Raw genomic sequence first — 19,100 nt, 5'->3', positions numbered from 1 at the left:
CGACGGCGGGGCGTGAAAGCGCCCGGCTCAGTCGCGCGGGCGCGGCGGCACCGGCAGGTCATCCTGCAGGCGCGGCTCGAACGGGTAGAACGCGGCACCACCGGCGTGGGCCGGGAAGCTGGCATTGAGCGCGCCACCGGCGGCGGGCGCCAGGCTGGAGCGCGGCCACGGCCGTGCCTGCAGGCCACCAACCTCGCCGAACGGCAGGTTGCGGCTGGCGTTGGCCGGCACGCTCGGGGTCAACGGCGCCTGCGCGGCAGCCACCGCACGCTGCGGTACATCGTCACGCTGCGCGGCACGCGCGGCCTGCTGGCTGCGGGTCGCACTGGCACGGCGGGTGTCCTGGCGGCGGCCGGCAGCGGCCATCGCCACGGCCGGGGCAGCAGCCACGGCCATCGCTGCGGTATCCACCGAGGCTTCGGTGACCGGAGCCGGGTTGCTCGGTGCCGGCGCCAGCTCGGCCTGGCTGGCGATCACCTGCGGCGCCAGCGGCTCGCCCGGCGTGGCTTCCTGCAGCTTCTCGCCTCCCATGAACAGGGCCACGGCCGCCACCGAGGCGGCCAGTGCGGCACCACCGCCCCAGGCTCGCCAGCCGGTACGCCGCACCTGGCGGCGCGGCTCGGCCTGTGGCGCGGGTTCGGCAGCGATGGCGGCGGCCACAGCGGCTCCGAAGCCGGCAGGCGCCAGCAGCGAGGCCTGGCCGCGCATCACGTCGCCGAGCAGCTGCCAGCGTTCCTGGCAGCCTGCCAGTTCGGGGTCATGTTCCATGCGGCGCAGCAGGAAGCGCGCTTCATCGGCGCCCAGCTCGCCATCGACCAGGGCCGACAGCTGCTCGCGGTGGCGCTGGTCCAGGCGCTGCCCGGCAGGCGATTGATGGTTCTGCGATTCGTTGAACGGATTACTGGTCATACGCGGCTCTTCTCACGGGTGGCGCTGCCGATGTCCAACAGCGGCCGGAGTTCGGTGTCGATCGCCTCGCGCGCCCGGAAGATCCGTGAACGCACGGTGCCGATCGGGCACCCCATTTTCTGCGCGATTTCGTCGTAACTCAGTCCTTCCACCTCGCGCAGGGTGATCGCCAGCCGGAGTTCTTCCGGCAGCGCGTTGACGGCCTTCATCACCGTCTGTTCCAGCTCCTGGCGCATCAACTCGCGTTCGGGCGTGTCGGTGTCGCGCAGGCGCGTCCCGCTGTCGAACTGCTCGGCGTCGCCGATGTCGATGTCATCGGTCGGCGGGCGGCGATTGTGTGAAGCCAGGTAGTTTTTGGCGGTATTCACGGCGATTCGATGCAACCAGGTTGAGAACTGGGCATCGCCACGGAAACTTCCGATCGCGCGGTAGGCACGGATGAAAGTGTCCTGGGCGACGTCCTGACATTCGCTCCAGTCGGCGATGTAGCGACCGACCAGGGCCACGACCCGATGCTGGTACTTGCGCACCAGGACATCGAAGGCGGCACTCTCGCCGTGCTGCACGCGCCGGACCAGTTCCAGATCCAGCTCCTGAGGTGTATCAACATCGGCCATGAGGGGCCGCACTCCTGTCAGCCCAACCGACGTCGGGCAATGAGACTGCCAATCCCGGGAAAAGTTCAGTCGCCGATCACCTGGCGCCGCACCAGCTTTTAACCACCGTTCCGTTAGCGTCCCGGTTCCAGGCTCTGGATCCGGGGGCTGCACCCCCTGCTATTGGGATTTGACGCGGGGGAAACAACCTCTGGATCATAGCCGCTTCTCCATACACAACCGGATGGAACGTCCATGCTCTCAGGCTTCGATGGTCTCCGCTTCAGCCACTGGCTCCCCGAGATCCGCGACGACGGCGTGGTGATCCTCTCCCTGGATCGTCAGGACAGCAGCGTCAACGCAATGTCGCAGGACGTGCTGCTGGAACTGGGCGACCTGCTTGAGCGTATCGCCATGGACCCGCCCAAGGGCGTGGTGATCCAGTCGCTGAAGAAGGCCGGTTTCATCGCCGGTGCCGATCTGAAGGAATTCCAGGAATTCGACCGCCGCGGCACCGTCAACGATGCCATCCGCCGCGGGCAGTCCACCTACCAGAAGCTGGCCGAGCTGCCCTGCCCGACCGTGGCGGCGATCCATGGCCATTGCCTGGGCGGCGGCACCGAGCTGGCGCTGGCCTGCCGCTACCGCGTGGCTTCGAATGACAGTTCGACCCGTATCGGCCTGCCGGAAACCCAGCTGGGCATCTTCCCGGGCTGGGGCGGCAGCGCACGCCTGCCGCAGCTGGTGGGGGCACCGGCGGCGATGGACATGATGCTGACCGGCCGCACCCTGTCGGCCTCGGCCGCGCGTGGCATCGGCCTGGTCGACAAGGTGGTGGCACCTGCGGTGGTGCTCGACACTGCCGTAGCGCTGGCCCTGTCCGGCACCACCCGCCCGTTCAAGCAGCGCGCGACGGCCTGGGCCACCAACACCTGGCTGGCGCGCACGCTGCTGGCGCCGCAGATGGTCAAGCAGGTCGCACGCAAGGCGAAGAAGGACCAGTACCCGGCCCCCTACGCGTTGATCAGCACCTGGCAGCGCAGCGGCGGCAAGCCGATACACGCGCGGCTGGATGCCGAACGCCGCGCCGTGGTGAAACTGGCCAGCACGCCGACCGCACGCAACTTGATCCGCATTTTCTTCCTTACCGAGCGGCTGAAGGGCCTGGGTGGTGGTGATTCGGGCATCCGCCACGTGCACGTGGTCGGTGCCGGCGTGATGGGCGGTGACATTGCTGCATGGGCCGCCTACAAGGGATTCGAGGTCACCCTGCAGGACCGTGAGCAGCGTTTCATCGACCCGGCAATGGAACGCGCACAGGCCCTGTTCGCCAAGAAAGTGCGCGACGACAGCAAGCGCCCGGCGGTGGCCGCACGCCTGCGGGCTGATCTGGAAGGCAACGGCGTGGCCGAGGCCGACCTGGTGATCGAAGCGATCATCGAGAACCCCGAAGCCAAGCGTGCGCTGTACCAGACGCTGGAACCGAAGATGAAGCAGGACGCGCTGCTGACCACCAATACTTCGTCGATTCCGCTGCTGGAATTGCGCGATCACATCCAGCGCCCGGCGCAGTTCGCCGGCCTGCACTACTTCAACCCGGTGGCGCAGATGCCGCTGGTGGAAATCATCCATCACGATGGCATGGCGCCTGAGACCGAGCGTCGCCTGGCCGCGTTCTGCAAGGCACTGGGCAAGTTCCCGGTGCCGGTGGCCGGCAGCCCGGGCTTCCTGGTCAACCGCGTGCTGTTCCCGTACATGCTGGAAGCCGCCACCGCCTATGCCGAAGGCATCCCGGGCCCGGTGATCGACAAGGCCGCAGTGAAGTTCGGCATGCCGATGGGCCCGATCGAACTGATCGACACCGTGGGCCTGGACGTGGCCGCTGGCGTTGGCCGCGAACTGGCGCCGTTCCTGGGCCTGCAGATTCCGGCCGCGCTGCAGACGGTGGAACCGGACAAGCGCGGCAAGAAGGATGGCCAGGGCATCTACACCTGGGAGAACGGCCGGGCCAAGAAGCCGGACGTGGCGCGCGACTATCAGGCGCCTGCCGATCTGGAAGATCGCCTGATCCTGCCATTGTTGAACGAGGCGGTGGCGTGCCTGCACGAAGGCGTGGTGGCCGACGCGGACCTGCTGGACGCCGGCGTGATCTTCGGTACCGGTTTCGCACCGTTCCGTGGCGGTCCGATCCAGCACATCCGCGCGGTGGGTGCCGACGCGATCGTCGAGCGGCTGAAGGCACTGCAGCAGCGCCACGGCGACCGTTTCGCCCCGCGCCCGGGCTGGGACAACCCGGTACTGCGCGAACCGGTGGTGTGAGTTGATCGGCCGGGCCTGCGGCCCGGCACCCGCATAGGCAACAGCAACAGCAACCGCCGAAGCAAAAGCCAGAGCCGGAGCAACAGCCGGCTCTGGCTTTTCTGTTTGTTGGGCGGGGCGGTGTGAGTTGGCAGGACACGCCGTAAACCCATCCATGGGGGCTCGATGGCGCCATCCATGGCGCCAACGGTCCTGCCAACTCACACCGCCCCACCCCTGACAGTTTCCCGGTGACGGTCGGTGAACCGCGAATCTGGTTGATGGCTACTGCGAACTGGTGGGTGGCTACCTTGGTTGCCACCAGGAGCGAAGCGACCGGCGTTTGATTTTGATTTTGATTTTCTTTTTTCTTCTCCGTGGCTGGACAGCACACGGAAACCGTCAGAGGCCGGGCGTGTGGGTGGCGCAGGACCGTTGGCGCCATGGATGGCGCCATCGAGCCCCCATGGACGGGTTTACGGCGTGTCCTGCGCCACCCACCCGCCCGGCCAAGCGCGGCTTCTGCTTTCGCCTTCAGCGACCAACCCACAGCCACGAGGGGCTGCGCCGTTGGCTGGAACAACCTGTTACCCGGACGGGGAATGTCACCGCCACCACCGCATGCGATGCTGACCGCCTTGATCCCTGCCAGCGAGAACGCCCGCATGACCACCATCATCGCTCCGCGCGTGCACGACATCGGCGGACTCGAAGTCCGACGCGCCGTCCCCACCCTGCAGGCACGCAGCATTGGTTCGTTCGTGTTCGTCGATCAGATGGGGCCCGCGCTCATGCACCCCGGCACCGCCATCGATGTGCGCCCGCATCCGCACATCGGCCTGGCCACCGTCACCTACCTGTGGTCGGGCGCCATCGGCCACCGCGACACGCTGGGCTCGGACCAGGTGATCCGCCCCGGTGACGTCAACTGGATGACCGCTGGCCGCGGCATCGCCCATTCCGAACGCACGCCGCAACCGGACCGCGATCACGACAACCCGATCCACGGCATGCAGACCTGGGTCGCACTGCCGAAGTCGCATGAGGAAATCGAGCCGGCGTTCTACCACCATGCCGCGGCCACCCTGCCCGAGCAGCGTCGCAATGGTGTCTGGCTGCGGGTGATCGCCGGCCGCGCCTACGGCGAGGAATCGCCGGTGAAGGTGTTCGCCGACACCCTCAACGTGGCGATCGACCTCGACCCGGATGCGGAAATCGATATCGACAATGGCCACCGCGAGCGCGCGCTGTACATCCTCGAAGGCGACGCGCAGTTGGATGGCGTTGACATCCCCGCCCAGCACCTGGTGATCCCGGAAGCCGGTGCGGTGGGCCGCCTGCGCGCGAAGACGCCAGTCAAGGCGATGCTGTTCGGTGGAGAGCCGCTGGACGGGCCGCGTCACCTGTGGTGGAACTTCGTCTCCAGCTCGAAGGAGCGCATCGAGCAGGCCAAGCACGACTGGGAAGCCGGCCGCTTCGGCACCATCCCGGGCGATGACAAGGAGTTCATTCCGCTGCCGCAGTACTGAACATCGCGTGTTGCACACACCCGTAGGTGTATCCCTGCACCCGGCGTTGACGCTATCGTCACTCGCCGGTCACTGAAATGTGACCGACCACACAGTTCGGACATCTTTCAAAGGAGTGCAACACATGAGCATGGGTAAACGCTTGTCCGCCGAATTCCTCGGCACGTTCTGGCTGGTTCTGGGTGGCTGCGGTAGTGCGGTGCTGGCCGCCAAGTTCGGTGGCGACGGCAATCCGCTGGGTATCGGTTTCCTTGGCGTGGCCCTGGCCTTCGGCCTGACCGTGGTGACCGGCGCCTATGCGTTCGGCCACATCTCCGGCGCGCACTTCAACCCCGCGGTCAGTGTCGGCCTGTGGGCCGGCGGTCGTTTCCCGACCAAGGACCTGATCCCGTACATCATCGCCCAGGTCGCTGGCGGCCTGCTGGCCGGTTTCATCCTGCTGCAGATCGCCTCGGGCGCCAGCGGCTTCGCCATCGATGGCAGCCAGGCTGGTGCGTTCGCCAGCAACGGCTACGGCGCACTGTCGCCCGGTGGTTACAGCGTGGCAGCGGCCTTCCTGTGCGAAGTGGTGCTCACCGCGGTGTTCCTGATCGTGATCATGGGCGCCACCCACGGCAAGGCACCGGCCGGGTTCGCGCCGCTGGCGATCGGCCTGTCGCTGACCCTGATCCACCTGATCAGCATCCCGGTCACCAACACCTCGGTGAACCCGGCCCGCTCCACCGCCGTGGCCTTCTTCGCCGGCAGCGGCGCGATCAGCCAGCTGTGGCTGTTCTGGGTCGCCCCACTGCTGGGCGGCGCGATCGGCGGCATCATCTACAAGTGGCTCGGCAACGACCGCTGAGTCCTGTGCGGACCATTGCGGCCGACCGTCGGCCGCAATGGTTACTCGTGTAACCGCGATTTGTGCGATCGCTCACGTTCCGTTAAGGTTGAGTTGACCGTCCGTGCACATGCCGGACGGGGCGGCATCCGGGGATGGGATGCCAAGGCCGCCGCCCCTGTGGCGGAGCCAAACGACACATCACCTTGGGGGATGCATGAAGTTCGCACCTGTAGTGTTGTCGAGCCTGCTGTTCGCTGCGGCCCACGCCGCCGCACAGGCTCCCACCGAATGCCCTTCGCTGCCGGCCAGCAGTGGCCTGCAATGGCAGCAGCTGGTGCAGACCGATTTCCTGGTCTGCCGCGCCAGCACCGGCGATGGTCGTGAAGTGCTGAGCCTGATGCTCAGCGCACGTGACCCGTCCATTCCCCTGAACCGTTCGCTGCGCCAGGAAAAGGGCAGCTTCGGTGGTGAGTCACTCTACTGGTACCAGCCGGACCTCGGTGGCCAGCAGCCTCCGGGCTATGCCGAGCGCCGCATCAGTGTGGTCAAGCTCGACAAAGGGCGTTACGCGCAGATTTCGCTGTATCCGGACAGCCCGCAGGAACTGGGCTCGCTGCAGCAGCTGGCGCAGGGCATGAGCCTGACCCCGTCGGCCGTGGCCGCCGGTCGCTGACCGTGACGGGGATGACTGCCTGGCAGCATCCCCGCCGCATCCAACGCGCTGGACATCCGCCGGGCATGGCCCGGCGTCCCCCCTCAGAACTTGCCTTCCTGGAAATCGACGAAGGCCTGCATCAGTTCCTGCCGCGTGTTCATCACGAACGGGCCGTGCCGCATCACCGGCTCGCGCAACGGACGGCCGGCCACCAGGATCAACCGCGCGCCTTCGCTGCCGGCCGAAACATGCAGCTGTTCGCCACCGCCCAGCACCGCCAGTTCCTGGCGTGCAACGTCGCGCGCGGCGTCCTGCTCACCCACGGTCATTGCACCTTCGAACACATAGGCAAACGCGTTGTGCCCTTCCGGCAGCGCGTAGGTCCAGGCCCGATCCGGTGCCAGCGTGATGTCGAGGTAGAGCGGATCAGTGGCCGGCTGCACGATCGGGCCGTGGGTACCGTCCACGCTGCCGGCGATCACCTTCACTTCCACGCCGGCTTCCGGCTTCACCACCGGAATGCGCTCCGGCGCGAATTCCTGGTACTTCGGGTCGCTCATCTTCTCCTTCGCCGGCAGGTTCACCCACAGCTGGAAACCGCGCATCTGCCCGCTTTCCTGCTCAGGCATCTCCGAATGCACCAGGCCGCGGCCGGCGGTCATCCACTGCACGCTGCCAGGGGTCAGCAGGCCTTCGTTACCGTGGTTGTCGCGGTGCCGCATGCGCCCGTCGAGCATGTAGGTGACGGTCTCGAAACCGCGGTGCGGGTGTTCCGGGAAGCCGGCGATGTAGTCCTCGGCGCGATCGGTGCCGAATTCATCGAGCAGCAGGAACGGATCCAGGTCGGGCAGCGTCGGGCCACCGATGACGCGGGTGAGGCGCACACCGGCACCGTCGGAGGTGGGCATGCCACGGATGGTACGCAGCACGCGGACCGGCTCGGGAAGGCTCATGGCGACTCCTGTTGTATGGATGCCAGTGAAGATGGACGCCACATGGCCGTACGCCAATGGATGGCACCGCAACCAATTGTTCCATCCCTGATGTTCGCTGCACGTCAGCCCCCCCTGCGTACGACCAAAGTACTAACGCCGATTCGTCCTGTGCCGATTGACCCTGCCGTGGGCAAGCGGGACTCTTTGACAGTCTTTCCGGGAGAGAGCACCTCATGAAAGGGTTTTCCAAACTGGGCTGGGCGGTACTCGCTCTGCTCGGCGCGTTCTGTCTGGGCACCGTGGCATTGCGCCGCGGCGAACACATCAATGCCCTGTGGATCGTCGTCGCCGCTGTGTCGCTGTACCTCGTCGCCTACCGCTTCTACAGCCTGTTCATCGCCAACAAGGTGATGCAGCTCGATCCGACCCGGGCCACTCCGGCGGTGATCAACAACGATGGCCTGGACTACGTCCCGACCAACAAACACGTACTGTTCGGCCATCACTTCGCCGCCATTGCCGGTGCAGGTCCGCTGGTAGGCCCGGTACTGGCCGCGCAGATGGGTTACCTGCCCGGCCTGTTGTGGCTGGTGGTCGGCGTGGTGCTGGCCGGCGCGGTACAGGACTTCATGGTCCTGTTCCTGTCCAGCCGCCGCAACGGCCGTTCGCTGGGCGACCTGGTCCGCGAGGAGATGGGCCAGGTGCCCGGCACCATCGCGTTGTTCGGTGCGTTCCTGATCATGATCATCATTCTGGCCGTGCTGGCGATGGTGGTGGTCAAGGCGCTGGCGGAAAGTCCGTGGGGCATGTTCACGGTAATCGCAACGATGCCGATCGCCATCCTGATGGGCGTGTACATGCGCTACATCCGCCCCGGCAAGATCGGCGAGATCTCGGTGGTCGGCCTGATCCTGCTGCTGGCAGCAATCTGGTTCGGCGGCAAGGTAGCAGCGGACCCGACCTGGGGCCCGGCCTTCACCTTCACCGGCACCCAGATCACCTGGATGCTGATCGGCTACGGCTTCGTCGCCTCGGTGCTGCCGGTGTGGCTGCTGCTGGCCCCGCGCGACTACCTGTCGACCTTCCTCAAGATCGGCACCATCATCGCGCTGGCCATCGGCATCCTCGTGGTGATGCCGGAATTGAAGATGCCGGCACTGACCCAGTTCGCCGCCAGCGGTGATGGCCCGGTGTGGAAGGGCGGCATGTTCCCGTTCCTGTTCATCACCATCGCCTGCGGTGCGGTCTCCGGCTTCCATGCGCTGATTTCCTCCGGCACCACACCGAAGCTGCTGGCCAATGAAGCGCACATGCGCTACATCGGCTACGGCGGCATGCTGATGGAATCGTTCGTGGCGGTGATGGCACTGGTGGCCGCATCGATCATCGATCCGGGCATCTACTTCGCCATGAACAGCCCGGCCGCCGTGATCGGTGCCGATGCGGCCTCCGCCGCGCACTACATCACCAACACCTGGGGCTTCACCATCACGCCCGAGCAGCTGACCGCGACCGCGGCGGCCATTGGTGAGCCGACCATCCTGCATCGCGCCGGTGGTGCGCCAACGCTGGCAGTCGGCATCGCGCAGATCCTGCACCAGGCGATACCGAGCAGCAGCGACGCGATGATGGCGTTCTGGTACCACTTCGCGATCCTGTTCGAAGCGCTGTTCATCCTGACCGCCGTGGATGCCGGCACCCGCGCCGGACGCTTCATGCTGCAGGACCTGCTGGGCAACTTCGTGCCGGCGCTGAAGAAAACCGAGTCGTGGACCGCCAACATCATCGGTACCGCCGGCTGCGTGGCGCTGTGGGGCTACCTGCTGTACACCGGCGTGGTCGATCCGTTCGGCGGCATCCAGACCTTGTGGCCACTGTTCGGCATCTCCAACCAGATGCTGGCCGGTATCGCGCTGATGCTGGGTACGGTGGTGCTGTTCAAGATGAAGCGTGACCGCTATGCGTGGGTCACTGCCGTACCGGCCGTGTGGCTGCTGATCTGCACCACCTACGCCGGCTTCATCAAGATCTTCGACAGCAACCCGGCACAGGGCTTCCTGGCGCAGGCACACAAGTTCCAGGCTGCCCTGGCCAGCGACACCATCACCGCGCCGGCCAAGTCGGTGGCGCAGATGAAGCAGATCGTGGTCAACGCCTACGTCAATACCGGCCTGACCGCGCTGTTCCTGCTGGTGGTCGGTGCGGTGCTGGTGTATTCGATCAAGACCATCCTGGCGGCACGCCGCAATCCGCAGCGGACTGACCGTGAAACCCCGTACGTGGCACTGAAGCCGCATGAAATGGTGGACCTGTGATGAGTACCCAACTGGTTCCCGTCGGCCAGTACCAGGCGCACCGCCGCATCTGGCGGCGCCTGGTGCAGACCGCACGACTGTGCTGTGGCATTCCTGATTACGACAACTACGTCCGGCACATGCTGGAGAAGCATCCGGACCAGCAGCCGATGGACTACAAGACGTTCTTCCGCGAACGTCAGGAAGCGCGCTACGGCGGACGCAACGGCGGACGCTGCTGTTGAGGATTGGGTGCCGGGCTTGCAGCCCGGCGCCCGCAGAGACAACGGCAACGGCCGAAGCGTCGGCTCTGGTTTTCCGTGGATTTGGCGGGGTGGTGTCGGATGGCGGGGACGCCCCGCCATCCGACACCACCCCACCGTCGACAGATTTCCGGTGACGGCAAGAAACATCCGGGGTCGGATCCGTTTCCTCTGGGAAACGGATCCGACCCCTTCTTTGTTCATGGATACCCGTGAAATGCATCCACGCATGGCGTGGATCTACCTGGTGGCAGGCAAAAAGAAAGCCGAGCGTGGGCTCGGCTCTACACGGGGAGCGCGGGTTCACGGCACTTGCCGTGAACCCGGAACATGTCCGTCAGGTCAGAACTCAGGCACCGGCCATCCACTTCAGGATCAGGCCGGTTACATAGGCCAGCCCCGTGCCTGTGGCATAGCCGACCGTACCCAGCAGCACGCCTACCGGCGCCAGTGTCGGATGGAAGGCCGCTGCGACCACCGGGGCAGATGCCGCCGCACCGATGTTGCCCTGCGAACCAATCGCGAAGAAGAACAGCGGTGCGCGCAGCAGCTTGGCCACCACCCACAGCACCAGCACATGGGTCGCCATCCAGATTGCACCAAGCAGGAACAGCCACGGCCGATCCAGCAGCGACAACAGGTTCATCTGCATGCCGATGCAGGCGATCAGGAAGTACAGGAACACCGTGCCCAGCCGCGATGCACCGGCGGCTTCCAGGCGGCGCGCGCGGGTGAAGCTGAGCGTCAGGCCCATCGCGGTGGACAGCAGGATCACCCACACGAACTGGCTGTCCAGGCTGAACTGGCTGGCCCAGCTGACGTTGGACTTGAACCAGCCCGACAGCGGCGCGGCGATCGCATGCGCAAGGCCGACGCCACCCAAAGCCACACCCACAATCACCATCAGGTCGGTCATGCTGGGAATGCGTGCGTTCTGCGCCTCGTAGGCACTGATGCGTGCCTTCATTTCGTCGATGGCACGGGTGTCGGCACCGTTGCGGGTGTCGATCTGCTGCGCGCGGTTGGCCATGAACAGCAGGATTGCCATCCACAGGCTGGCGCAGGCCACATCGACTACGGCGAACTGGCCGAAGGTGGTGGCATCGGTACCGAACACTTCGCGCATGGCGACCATGTTGGCACCGCCACCGATCCAGCTGCCGGCCAGTGCGGCCATGCCGGCCCAGGTATCACCGGCCACCGTTTCCGGATGGATCAGCTTCATCACCTGGAACGAGACGATGGCACCGAGCATGATGCCGGCGGTGCCGGCACAGAACACCAGCAGCAGCTTCGGACCCAGCTTGATGACGCCCTTCAGGTCGATCGACAACGTCAGCAGGACCAGCGCGGCAGGCAACAGCACATCACGCGCGACCGGGTTGTACAACGAAGTGTTGTGGCCATCGATGACACCGGCGGTGTTGTAGATGGCCGGAATGAAGTAACACAAGAGCAGTGCCGGCACCCAGGCGAAGATCTTCTTCAGCAAGGGCGTCGGACCACTGGCAGCCCAGAAGATCAGGGCGAGGGTGGCGGCAATCAGGCCCAGGCCAACGATGTCGTTGCTGATCAGGGCAGTAGCGGGTTCGGTCGGCATGGGATCCTCTGTCGATCGAAAGAGCGGGAAAAAAAAGCGCCGCATGAAGCGGCGCAGGATGAGATTAACATTGTCTTCACGCCGGGTCATGCTGCAGTGCCGACCACGACCACATCCCCTCAGGGAGCCCACTCATGCAGCTTGGCGCCTTTTCGGTCAGCCTCTCGGTGAAGGATCTCGCGGTTTCCCGCACCTTCTACGAAGCCCTCGGCTTTTCAGTCACCGGCGGTGACCCGGCGCAGAACTGGCTGGTGATGCGCAGCAACGGCACGGTGATCGGGCTGTTCCAGGGCATGTTCGAAGGCAATCTGCTGACCTTCAACCCCGGCTGGGACCAGCACAAGCAGGAACTGCCCCGCTTCCAGGACGTGCGTGAGCTGCAGGCCGCACTGGATGCCAAGGGCATCGAACTGGCGGTCCGCACCGATCCTGATGGCCAGGGTACGGGCTATCTGCAGCTGGCCGATCCCGACGGCAACGTGATCCTGATCGACCAGCACGTGGCGCGGCCGGCGGGCGGGGACGCGGACAGCATGCCAACCTAGATTGGCATCTACCGGGACACGGCCAGCCATTGCCTGGGTAAGCGTCGACCTTGGTCGACGGACAGCATGCCAACCCAGGTTGGCATCTACCAGGGCATCTGGATCAGGATGGGCGCGAGGCGCTGAAGTCCAGGCTCGCCCGCGTGCCACGCGGTTCGCAGGGTTGCAGTTGCAGGGTCCAGCCCAGGTGCTCGCACAGCCGCGCGATCAGGTCCAGGCCGATGCCGCCGCGGTCGGTTCGCTCGCCCCGCGCCATCCGCGCATGGATCGCCGCGATCTCTTCGGGGCTCATGCCATGACCGGGGTCCTGCAGGGTCAGCACCGCCGACGCGCTCAGCCGCAGTTCGATATGCCCACGCCCACTGTTCTCGATGGCATTGCGCAGCAGGTTGCCGATCGCCGCCTGCACCACCGCCAGCGGCGCAACAATGTCCACCGGCGCCGCCTGGATACCGATGCTCAGGTCCTTGTCGCCCAGCAGGTGTCGATGATCGTCGACGATCTCCGGCAGCAACTGGTCCAGCGCGATGCGCTCGGCACGCGAGGCCAGGCGATCCGGATCACGGGCCAGTACCAGCAGCAGCTCGATCAGCTGCTCCACGCCCTGTGCGGTGCGCAGCACGCGCTGGATCTGCTGGCGCGCACGCTCGGGCAGGCCCGGCTGCTCCAGCGCCAGCTCGGCGGCACCGGTCATCACCGCGATCGGCGTGCGCAGCTCATGGCTGGCCGTGCTGATGAACACCCGCTCGCGTTCGACGAACTGCTCGTTGCGATCCAGGTAGTCGTTCAGTGCATCGGCAATCGTGTGCAGCTCGGAGCTGCCGCGCGGATCAACATCGATGCGCTGGCCCTGCGCCCCCGGCCGCAACGTGGCAATGTGCTGGGCCAGCAGGCTCAGCGGGCGCACCATCCGTTCCATGCCGAACGAGGCCATCAGTACGGTAACGAAGATCATGATCACGCCCGCCAGCATCACCCAGCGGGTCGCGAACTGCTCCAGGTCGTGGAAGTCGGAGATGTCCAGCGCCAGCGCCACCCGTCCCATCGACTGGGTCTCGCGCACCATCACCGCCATCTCGCGGCCCTTCACCATCACCCCGTCATGCAGTCCGGGATGCAGGGTGCGCAGGCTGTCGGGCAGGTTGATCGCATCGAAGCGGTAGAGACTGAGCGTGTCCGAATCCTGCCAGCGGTAATGCGGCTCGTGTTCAACATGCTCGACGATGCTGTCCAGTTCGGAATTGAGCAGCGCGCGCCACGCCGCGTGCTCGGCATGCTCATGCACGTAGTTGCCAACGCTGAACACCGCCAGTGACAGCAGGGCCAGGTACCCCAGCAACCACCACAGCACGCGCCGGTACAGCGGGCCGGGCTTACGCACCTTCATCAGGATCCTTGCCAGCGTCGCTGCCGGCGGTCACAGCCAACCGATAACCGACCCGCGGCAGGGTATGGATCAGCTTTTCGCCAAATGGCCCATCGACGCTGCGGCGCAGTTCGTAGACGTGTGAACGCAGCAGGTCGCCATCCGGCGGTTCGTCACCCCACAGGGCAAATTCCAGCTGCTGGCGGGTGACCGCACCGGGACTGGCCCGCATCAGCACCTCCAGCAGTTTGCGGCAGGCCGGGTACAGGTGCAGCACCTGGCCCTCACGCTGGGCTTCCAGGGTCGCAAGGTCCAGCACGAGGTCGCCGACCTGCAGCCGCTTGCGCGGGTTGCGCCCCTGTGCGCGCAGCAGCAGGGCCTCCAGCCGTACCTCCAGCTCAGGCAGCGCGAATGGCTTGGTCAGGTAGTCATCGGCACCGGCACGGAAGCCGGCGATCTTGTCCGGCAGTTCGTCGCGCGCGGTCAGCATGATCACCGGCACCTCCGAAGCATGCTCGGCGCGCAGCCGGCGCAGCACCTCGGGGCCCTCCATGCGCGGCAGCATCCAGTCCAGGATCACCGCATCGTAGGGGTGGCTGCCGGCCAGGTGCAGGCCGGTGATGCCATCCGGGGCCACGTCGAGCACGTGCCCGCGCGACTCGAAATAGTCGAACAGGTTGGCCACCAGCTGGCGGTTGTCCTCGATCACCAACAGACGCATGCACGAAACATCCACGGAAGTTCGTAGCATGGTAGCGCTGCTCATGTCGGAATGCGGTCGCCCTGCCCCGTTCTGACGCTTTTTCCACCTTTGTCACCTCAAAGTGGCTGTTTTGCTCCCGGAGCCTGCCGTGCCCGTAGCCTTTCCCCGCCAATGGCGCCTGCCCCTGTTGTGGCTGCTGATCATCGCTGCGCTGGCAGCGGGTATCGGTCTTCGGCAGCCACAGCCACCGGACGAGCCGCGCTTCGTGCTGGCGGCCAGGACCATGGTCGAGAGCGGGCAATGGCTGTTGCCGCACCGTGGCGTCGAGCTGTATGCGGAAAAGCCGCCGGTATTCATGTGGCTGCAGGCGGCCGCCTATGAAATTGTCGGCAGCTGGCAGTGGTCGTTCCTGTTGCCGTCATTGCTGGGTGCCCTGCTCAGCCTGTGGCTGGTGTCGGATCTGGCACGGCGGCTGTGGACACCGCGGCATTCCGTCTATGCCCTGGCCGCGCTTTTCTGCACCCTGCAGTTCGGGTTGATGGCCAAGCGTGCGCAGATCGACATGGCGCTGGTCGGTATGACCACCGTGGCCCTGTGGGGGCTGATGCGCCATCTGTGCGAACGTCGCAACCTGCCTGCACTGTGGTTGGCGGGGTTTGCCGCCGGGCTGGGTACCGTGACCAAGGGCGTGGGCTTCCTGCCGCTGCTGATGGTGCTGCCCTGGTTCGGCTGGTGGCTGTACCAGCGCCGTCGCGGGTACACCGTGGACGGCCCGCATCCTGCCACGCTTCTGTGGCTGATTCCCGCGTTCCTGCTGGGCGTGGGAGTGTGGCTGGCGCCGCTCGGCTGGGCCCTGCTGCATTCACCCAGCGCCGAACTGCAGGCCTACGCACATGAACTGTTGTTCAAGCAGACCGGCACCCGCTACGCCAATGCGTGGCACCACCGGCAGCCGGTCTGGTACTACCTGCAGGTGATTCTGACGCTGTGGCTGCCCGGCAGCCTGCTGCTGCCGATGTTGTTCAAGCCCTGGTGGCGCCGCCTGCGTCGTGGCGACCGTCGGCAGTGGCTGTTGCTGGGCTGGGCCGTACTGGTGCTGGTGTTCTTCAGCGCCAGCCCGGGCAAGCGCGAGGTGTACCTGTTGCCGATGCTGCCGGCGCTGGCCCTGGCCGTAGCGCCGCTGCTGCCGGGCCTGCTGCGCCGCCTGTGCGTACGCCGCTACCTGTTCGGCTACAGCATGGTGCTGATGCTGGCCACCGGCGTGCTCGGCGTGATGTTGATGACCGAACATCCCTGGGCGGTGGCTCAGCTGGAACGCCGTGCAATGCCGGACACCCTGCTGCCAGTGCTCGGTGATGGCCTGCTGACCTTCGCCATCGCCCTGGCCACGCTGATCGTGTGGTTGCGGGTACGTCGTGCTGCAACGCTGGTACTGCTCACCCACGGCATGTTGTGGATGCTCTACGGCCTGGTGCTGATTCCGGCGCTGGATCCGTATGCCTCGGCTTCGGCGCTGATGCGCAGGGTCGGCGCGCGGATCGGCCCGGACGCCGAACTGGCCCTGGTCGCCTGGCGCGAACAGAACCTGTTGCAGGCCGACCGCCCAGTGCGCGAGTTCGGCTTCAAGCGGCCGTGGGCCGAACAGTGGCATGACGCCGGCCCATGGCTGGCCGAGGCACCGGGCAAGCGCTGGCTGCTGGTGCTGGACGATGCAATGAGCCCCTGCGTGGACCCGGCCAAGGTGATTGATATTGGTGTTGCCAATCGCAATCGTTGGCAATTGCTTCCAGGAACGGCATGGGATCCCGAGTGCCATGCCGAACGGACCGGGTCGACCGCCGAAGAAGACTGAACGTTGACATGTGCCGGGCAAACATTAACCCGGCACGAACGAGCGTCCGACCCTTCTCCGACATCCAGATGACGAGCATGACCGCGGATTCCCGAACCGCCCTTTCCCAGCATGCCCGTCCGTCCCATTGATTCGGTAGCACCGCTTGCGACATCGCCACTGGCGTCAAAATTTGCCGTAACTCACCTCTGGCTGCCTGTCGCAATCGGTCTGCCCGTGTTTACGCTGCTGATGGGTTTCGGCGGCGACCAGTGGGTGGCCGATCATCTGTTCCGCCTCGAAGGCGGCCATTGGGCGCTGCAGGACGCCTTTGTCACCCGCACACTGGTGCACAAAGCCGGCAAATGGCTGAGCACGGCAGCTGCCCTTGTGGCGATTCTGCTGTGCTTCCACCACTGGCGTAAGGGTCGCGATCGCACCCTGCGGTGGGCGCTGCTTTATGTCGTAATTGCCATGGCGCTGGGCACGGGTGTGATCTCCCTGCTGAAGTCGCTGGTGCCGATGGAATGCCCCTGGGACCTGCTGCGCTACGGCGGCCACCAGCCTTTCATCGGGCTGTTCACCGTGCGCCCAAGCGGCATGTCGCCCCAGGCCTGCTTCCCCGCTGGCCACGCCAGCGCCGGCTACGCCTGGCTGTGCCTGTACTTCTTCGCGCTGTTGTGGCGTCCTGCCTGGCGCTGGGCCGGGTTGTGGATCGGCCTCGGTGCTGGTCTGGTGTTCGGCATCGGCCAGCAACTGCGCGGCGCCCACTTCCTTTCCCATGACATTGCCACTGCAATGATCTGCTGGCTGCTTTCGCTGGGCCTGTACCTGATCGTCAAACGCGTCCTGATCCGCCGTCAGCTGGACCGTCCCAACCGCCAGGAGGCGAACGCATGAGTGCATCGGTCCAACGCCCCGCCCGCCTCCCTGCGTTGGCGGGTCTTCTTCGCTGGCGTCCCCAGCTGTCCACCGAAGTATTGATCACGCTGACCAGCCTGTTCTTCGCAGTAGCCGGCAACGGCCTGTTCTGGCACAGCGCGATGGCCAGCCATCCGGGCAGCCTGCGTTACGCGCTTTCGTTGCTGCTGTTGCTGCTGGGCGCGCACGGCCTGCTGCTGGGCATCCTGGTCTGGCGCTGGAACGCCAAGGTGGTGATCAGCGTGCTGCTGTTGGTGACCGCGTTCGCTGCGCATTACATGAGCCGCTACCACATCTATCTGGATGCGGACATGCTGCGCAATGTGCTGGCGACCGATCCCAAGGAAAGCCGCGAGCTGATGACGGTGTCGCTGCTGTGGCCGGTATTGCTGCTGGCAGTGCTGCCGATGGTGGTGCTGTGGCGCGTGCAGCTGCGCCGCCGCAGCTGGGGCCGCAGCCTGTTGTGGCGCATCGGCTTCATGGTGGTGGCGGCGGTGACCGCACTCGGCGGTGCGCTGATTTCGTTCCAGGATGTTTCGGCACTGATGCGCAACCAGCGCGAAGTGCGTTACCTGGCCACCCCGGCCAACGTACTGCTCGGCCTGCCGCGTGCACTGCGCGGCGACAACCCGGTGCAGCGCGCACCGAAGCTGCCGATCGGCACCGACGCCAAGGCCACCCCACGCGCAGCAGCCAGCAAGCCGCGCCTGCTGGTGATCGTCATGGGCGAGACCGTGCGTGCGCAGAACTGGGGCCTCAACGGCGGGCGCAACACCACCCCGGAACTGGCACAGGCCAGCGTGGTCAATTTCCCCGACATGCATTCGTGCGGCACCAGCACCGAAGTCTCACTGCCGTGTCTGTTCTCGCCGTGGGGCCGCCACGACTACGACGAGAAAAAGATCCGCGCACACCAGTCGCTGCTGCACGTATTGAACCGCGCCGGCATCGCCCCGTTGTGGCGTGACAACCAGTCCGGCTGCAAGGGCGTGTGCGAGGGCCTGGACTTCCAGTCGCTGTCCGACGCGACCACACCGGGCCTGTGTGCCGATGGCCGCTGCATGGACGAGATCCTGTTGCAGGATCTGGCCGCCCAGGTACGTGCGAAACCGGGCGACCGGGTGGTGGTGCTGCATCAGCTGGGCAACCATGGCCCGGCCTACTTCGAGCGCTACCCACCGGCGTTCCGACGCTTCACCCCGACCTGCGACACCCGTGACATCGGCCGCTGCTCGCGCGAAGAAATCACCAACAGCTACGACAACGCCGTGTTGTACACCGATCACTTCCTGACCAGGACCATCGGCACGTTGCAGGGCATGCAGGACTACGACTCGGCGATGATCTACCTGTCCGACCATGGCGAGTCGTTGGGCGAGAAGGGCCTGTTCCTGCACGGCGTGCCTTACGCGATCGCCCCGGCCGAACAGACCCGGGTGCCGATGACGATGTGGTTCTCGCAGGGCTTCGCCAGCAGCCGCGGATTGAACCTGCAGTGCCTGCGCACACGTTCGGCAGCGTATACCGACCACGACAACCTGTTCCCGTCGGTGCTGGGTCTGATGCAGGTGAAGACATCGCTGTACGAGCGCGACCGCGACGTGTTCGCCAACTGCGAAGGTTGAGGGTTGTTCGGCAGGGCTTGCAGCCCTGCACCTGCAGAGGCAACGTCAACCGCAACGGCCGAAGCAACAGCAGAAGCGGGTTTCCCGAGGGGTGGCGGGGTGGGTCCGGTTGCGGGGGGCGCCGTAAATACATCCATGTAGGCCCGGTCGCCGCATCCATGCGGCTCACGCCCCCGCAACCGGCCCCACCCCGCCTTCGACAGT

16 protein-coding genes are annotated in these 19,100 nt (G+C 65.8%); 10 read left to right on the top strand and 6 right to left on the bottom strand.

Annotated features, from left to right (window positions below; translation table 11 throughout):
• Window positions 1–27 precede the first annotated feature (27 nt).
• Together DI041_RS07485 and rpoE are read right to left on the bottom strand one after the other, a co-directional pair.
• Window positions 28–909: a sigma-E factor negative regulatory protein gene (locus DI041_RS07485; RefSeq protein ID WP_046985801.1), complete on the bottom strand. Its 882-nt coding sequence runs from the start codon at window positions 907–909 to the stop codon at window positions 28–30.
• Window positions 906–1,526: an RNA polymerase sigma factor RpoE gene (gene rpoE / locus DI041_RS07480; protein WP_006383094.1), complete on the bottom strand. Its 621-nt coding sequence runs from the start codon at window positions 1,524–1,526 to the stop codon at window positions 906–908. Before rpoE ends, DI041_RS07485 begins: the two co-directional genes overlap by 4 nt.
• Before the next feature lie 234 nt (window positions 1,527–1,760).
• Here rpoE and DI041_RS07475 point away from each other — a divergent pair, with 234 nt between their 5' ends.
• The 4 genes from DI041_RS07475 (at window position 1,761) to DI041_RS07460 (ending at window position 6,831) form a co-directional block, all read left to right on the top strand.
• The gene (locus DI041_RS07475) at window positions 1,761–3,824 is read left to right on the top strand and encodes a 3-hydroxyacyl-CoA dehydrogenase NAD-binding domain-containing protein (protein WP_136639583.1); all 2,064 of its coding nucleotides are present in this window, start codon (window positions 1,761–1,763) and stop codon (window positions 3,822–3,824) included.
• Window positions 3,825–4,468: 644 nt separating this feature from the next.
• Window positions 4,469–5,332 carry a pirin family protein gene (locus tag DI041_RS07470; protein WP_136639996.1) on the top strand — a complete coding sequence of 288 codons (864 nt, stop codon included), beginning with the start codon at window positions 4,469–4,471 and terminating at the stop codon, window positions 5,330–5,332.
• 124 nt (window positions 5,333–5,456) lie between these two features.
• Window positions 5,457–6,176 (top strand): aquaporin Z, encoded by a 720-nt coding sequence (gene aqpZ, locus DI041_RS07465; RefSeq protein ID WP_136639984.1) that lies wholly within the window; start codon window positions 5,457–5,459, stop codon window positions 6,174–6,176.
• A 196-nt stretch (window positions 6,177–6,372) separates the two neighbouring features.
• Complete coding sequence (locus DI041_RS07460) at window positions 6,373–6,831, top strand: hypothetical protein (RefSeq protein WP_136639985.1); 459 nt, start codon at window positions 6,373–6,375, stop codon at window positions 6,829–6,831.
• A gap of 83 nt (window positions 6,832–6,914) precedes the next feature.
• Here the strand turns inward: DI041_RS07460 and DI041_RS07455 are convergent, their stop codons facing one another.
• Entirely contained in the window at window positions 6,915–7,766 is an 852-nt protein-coding gene (locus DI041_RS07455; RefSeq protein ID WP_136639986.1) for a pirin family protein, read from the bottom strand.
• Window positions 7,767–7,981: 215 nt separating this feature from the next.
• Here DI041_RS07455 and DI041_RS07445 point away from each other — a divergent pair, with 215 nt between their 5' ends.
• Complete coding sequence (locus DI041_RS07445; RefSeq protein ID WP_136639988.1) at window positions 7,982–10,063, top strand: carbon starvation CstA family protein; 2,082 nt, start codon at window positions 7,982–7,984, stop codon at window positions 10,061–10,063.
• Entirely contained in the window at window positions 10,063–10,287 is a 225-nt protein-coding gene (locus DI041_RS07440) for a YbdD/YjiX family protein (protein WP_006383180.1), read from the top strand. Before DI041_RS07445 ends, DI041_RS07440 begins: the two co-directional genes overlap by 1 nt.
• Before the next feature lie 367 nt (window positions 10,288–10,654).
• Here DI041_RS07440 and DI041_RS07435 read toward each other — a convergent pair whose 3' ends face one another.
• Window positions 10,655–11,905: a DUF819 family protein gene (locus DI041_RS07435; protein WP_136639989.1), complete on the bottom strand. Its 1,251-nt coding sequence runs from the start codon at window positions 11,903–11,905 to the stop codon at window positions 10,655–10,657.
• A 134-nt stretch (window positions 11,906–12,039) separates the two neighbouring features.
• Between DI041_RS07435 and DI041_RS07430 the strand changes: the two genes are divergently transcribed.
• Entirely contained in the window at window positions 12,040–12,450 is a 411-nt protein-coding gene (locus DI041_RS07430; RefSeq protein ID WP_136639990.1) for a VOC family protein, read from the top strand.
• Window positions 12,451–12,553: 103 nt separating this feature from the next.
• Here DI041_RS07430 and DI041_RS07425 read toward each other — a convergent pair whose 3' ends face one another.
• Entirely contained in the window at window positions 12,554–13,837 is a 1,284-nt protein-coding gene (locus DI041_RS07425) for a sensor histidine kinase (RefSeq protein ID WP_136639991.1), read from the bottom strand.
• Window positions 13,824–14,537, bottom strand: coding sequence for a response regulator transcription factor (locus tag DI041_RS07420; RefSeq protein ID WP_136639992.1), 714 nt, complete (start codon window positions 14,535–14,537; stop codon window positions 13,824–13,826). The genes DI041_RS07425 and DI041_RS07420 overlap by 14 nt, the downstream gene beginning before the upstream one ends.
• 112 nt (window positions 14,538–14,649) lie before the next feature.
• Here DI041_RS07420 and DI041_RS07415 point away from each other — a divergent pair, with 112 nt between their 5' ends.
• The 3 genes from DI041_RS07415 to DI041_RS07405 all read left to right on the top strand — a co-directional run bounded on the left by DI041_RS07415 (window position 14,650) and on the right by DI041_RS07405 (window position 18,896).
• Window positions 14,650–16,371 (top strand): ArnT family glycosyltransferase, encoded by a 1,722-nt coding sequence (locus DI041_RS07415; protein WP_428710404.1) that lies wholly within the window; start codon window positions 14,650–14,652, stop codon window positions 16,369–16,371.
• A 111-nt stretch (window positions 16,372–16,482) separates the two neighbouring features.
• Window positions 16,483–17,250 (top strand): phosphatase PAP2 family protein, encoded by a 768-nt coding sequence (locus DI041_RS07410; protein ID WP_136639994.1) that lies wholly within the window; start codon window positions 16,483–16,485, stop codon window positions 17,248–17,250.
• Window positions 17,247–18,896 (top strand): phosphoethanolamine transferase, encoded by a 1,650-nt coding sequence (locus tag DI041_RS07405; protein WP_136639995.1) that lies wholly within the window; start codon window positions 17,247–17,249, stop codon window positions 18,894–18,896. The genes DI041_RS07410 and DI041_RS07405 overlap by 4 nt, the downstream gene beginning before the upstream one ends.
• Window positions 18,897–19,100: the final 204 nt, after the last annotated feature.

It is taken from the genome of Stenotrophomonas maltophilia, from assembly GCF_004920835.1.
Taxonomy (GTDB): domain Bacteria; phylum Pseudomonadota; class Gammaproteobacteria; order Xanthomonadales; family Xanthomonadaceae; genus Stenotrophomonas; species Stenotrophomonas maltophilia_AQ.
Note: the sequence above shows the minus strand (reverse complement) of the source record. Positions and strands in the feature narration are given on the sequence as shown.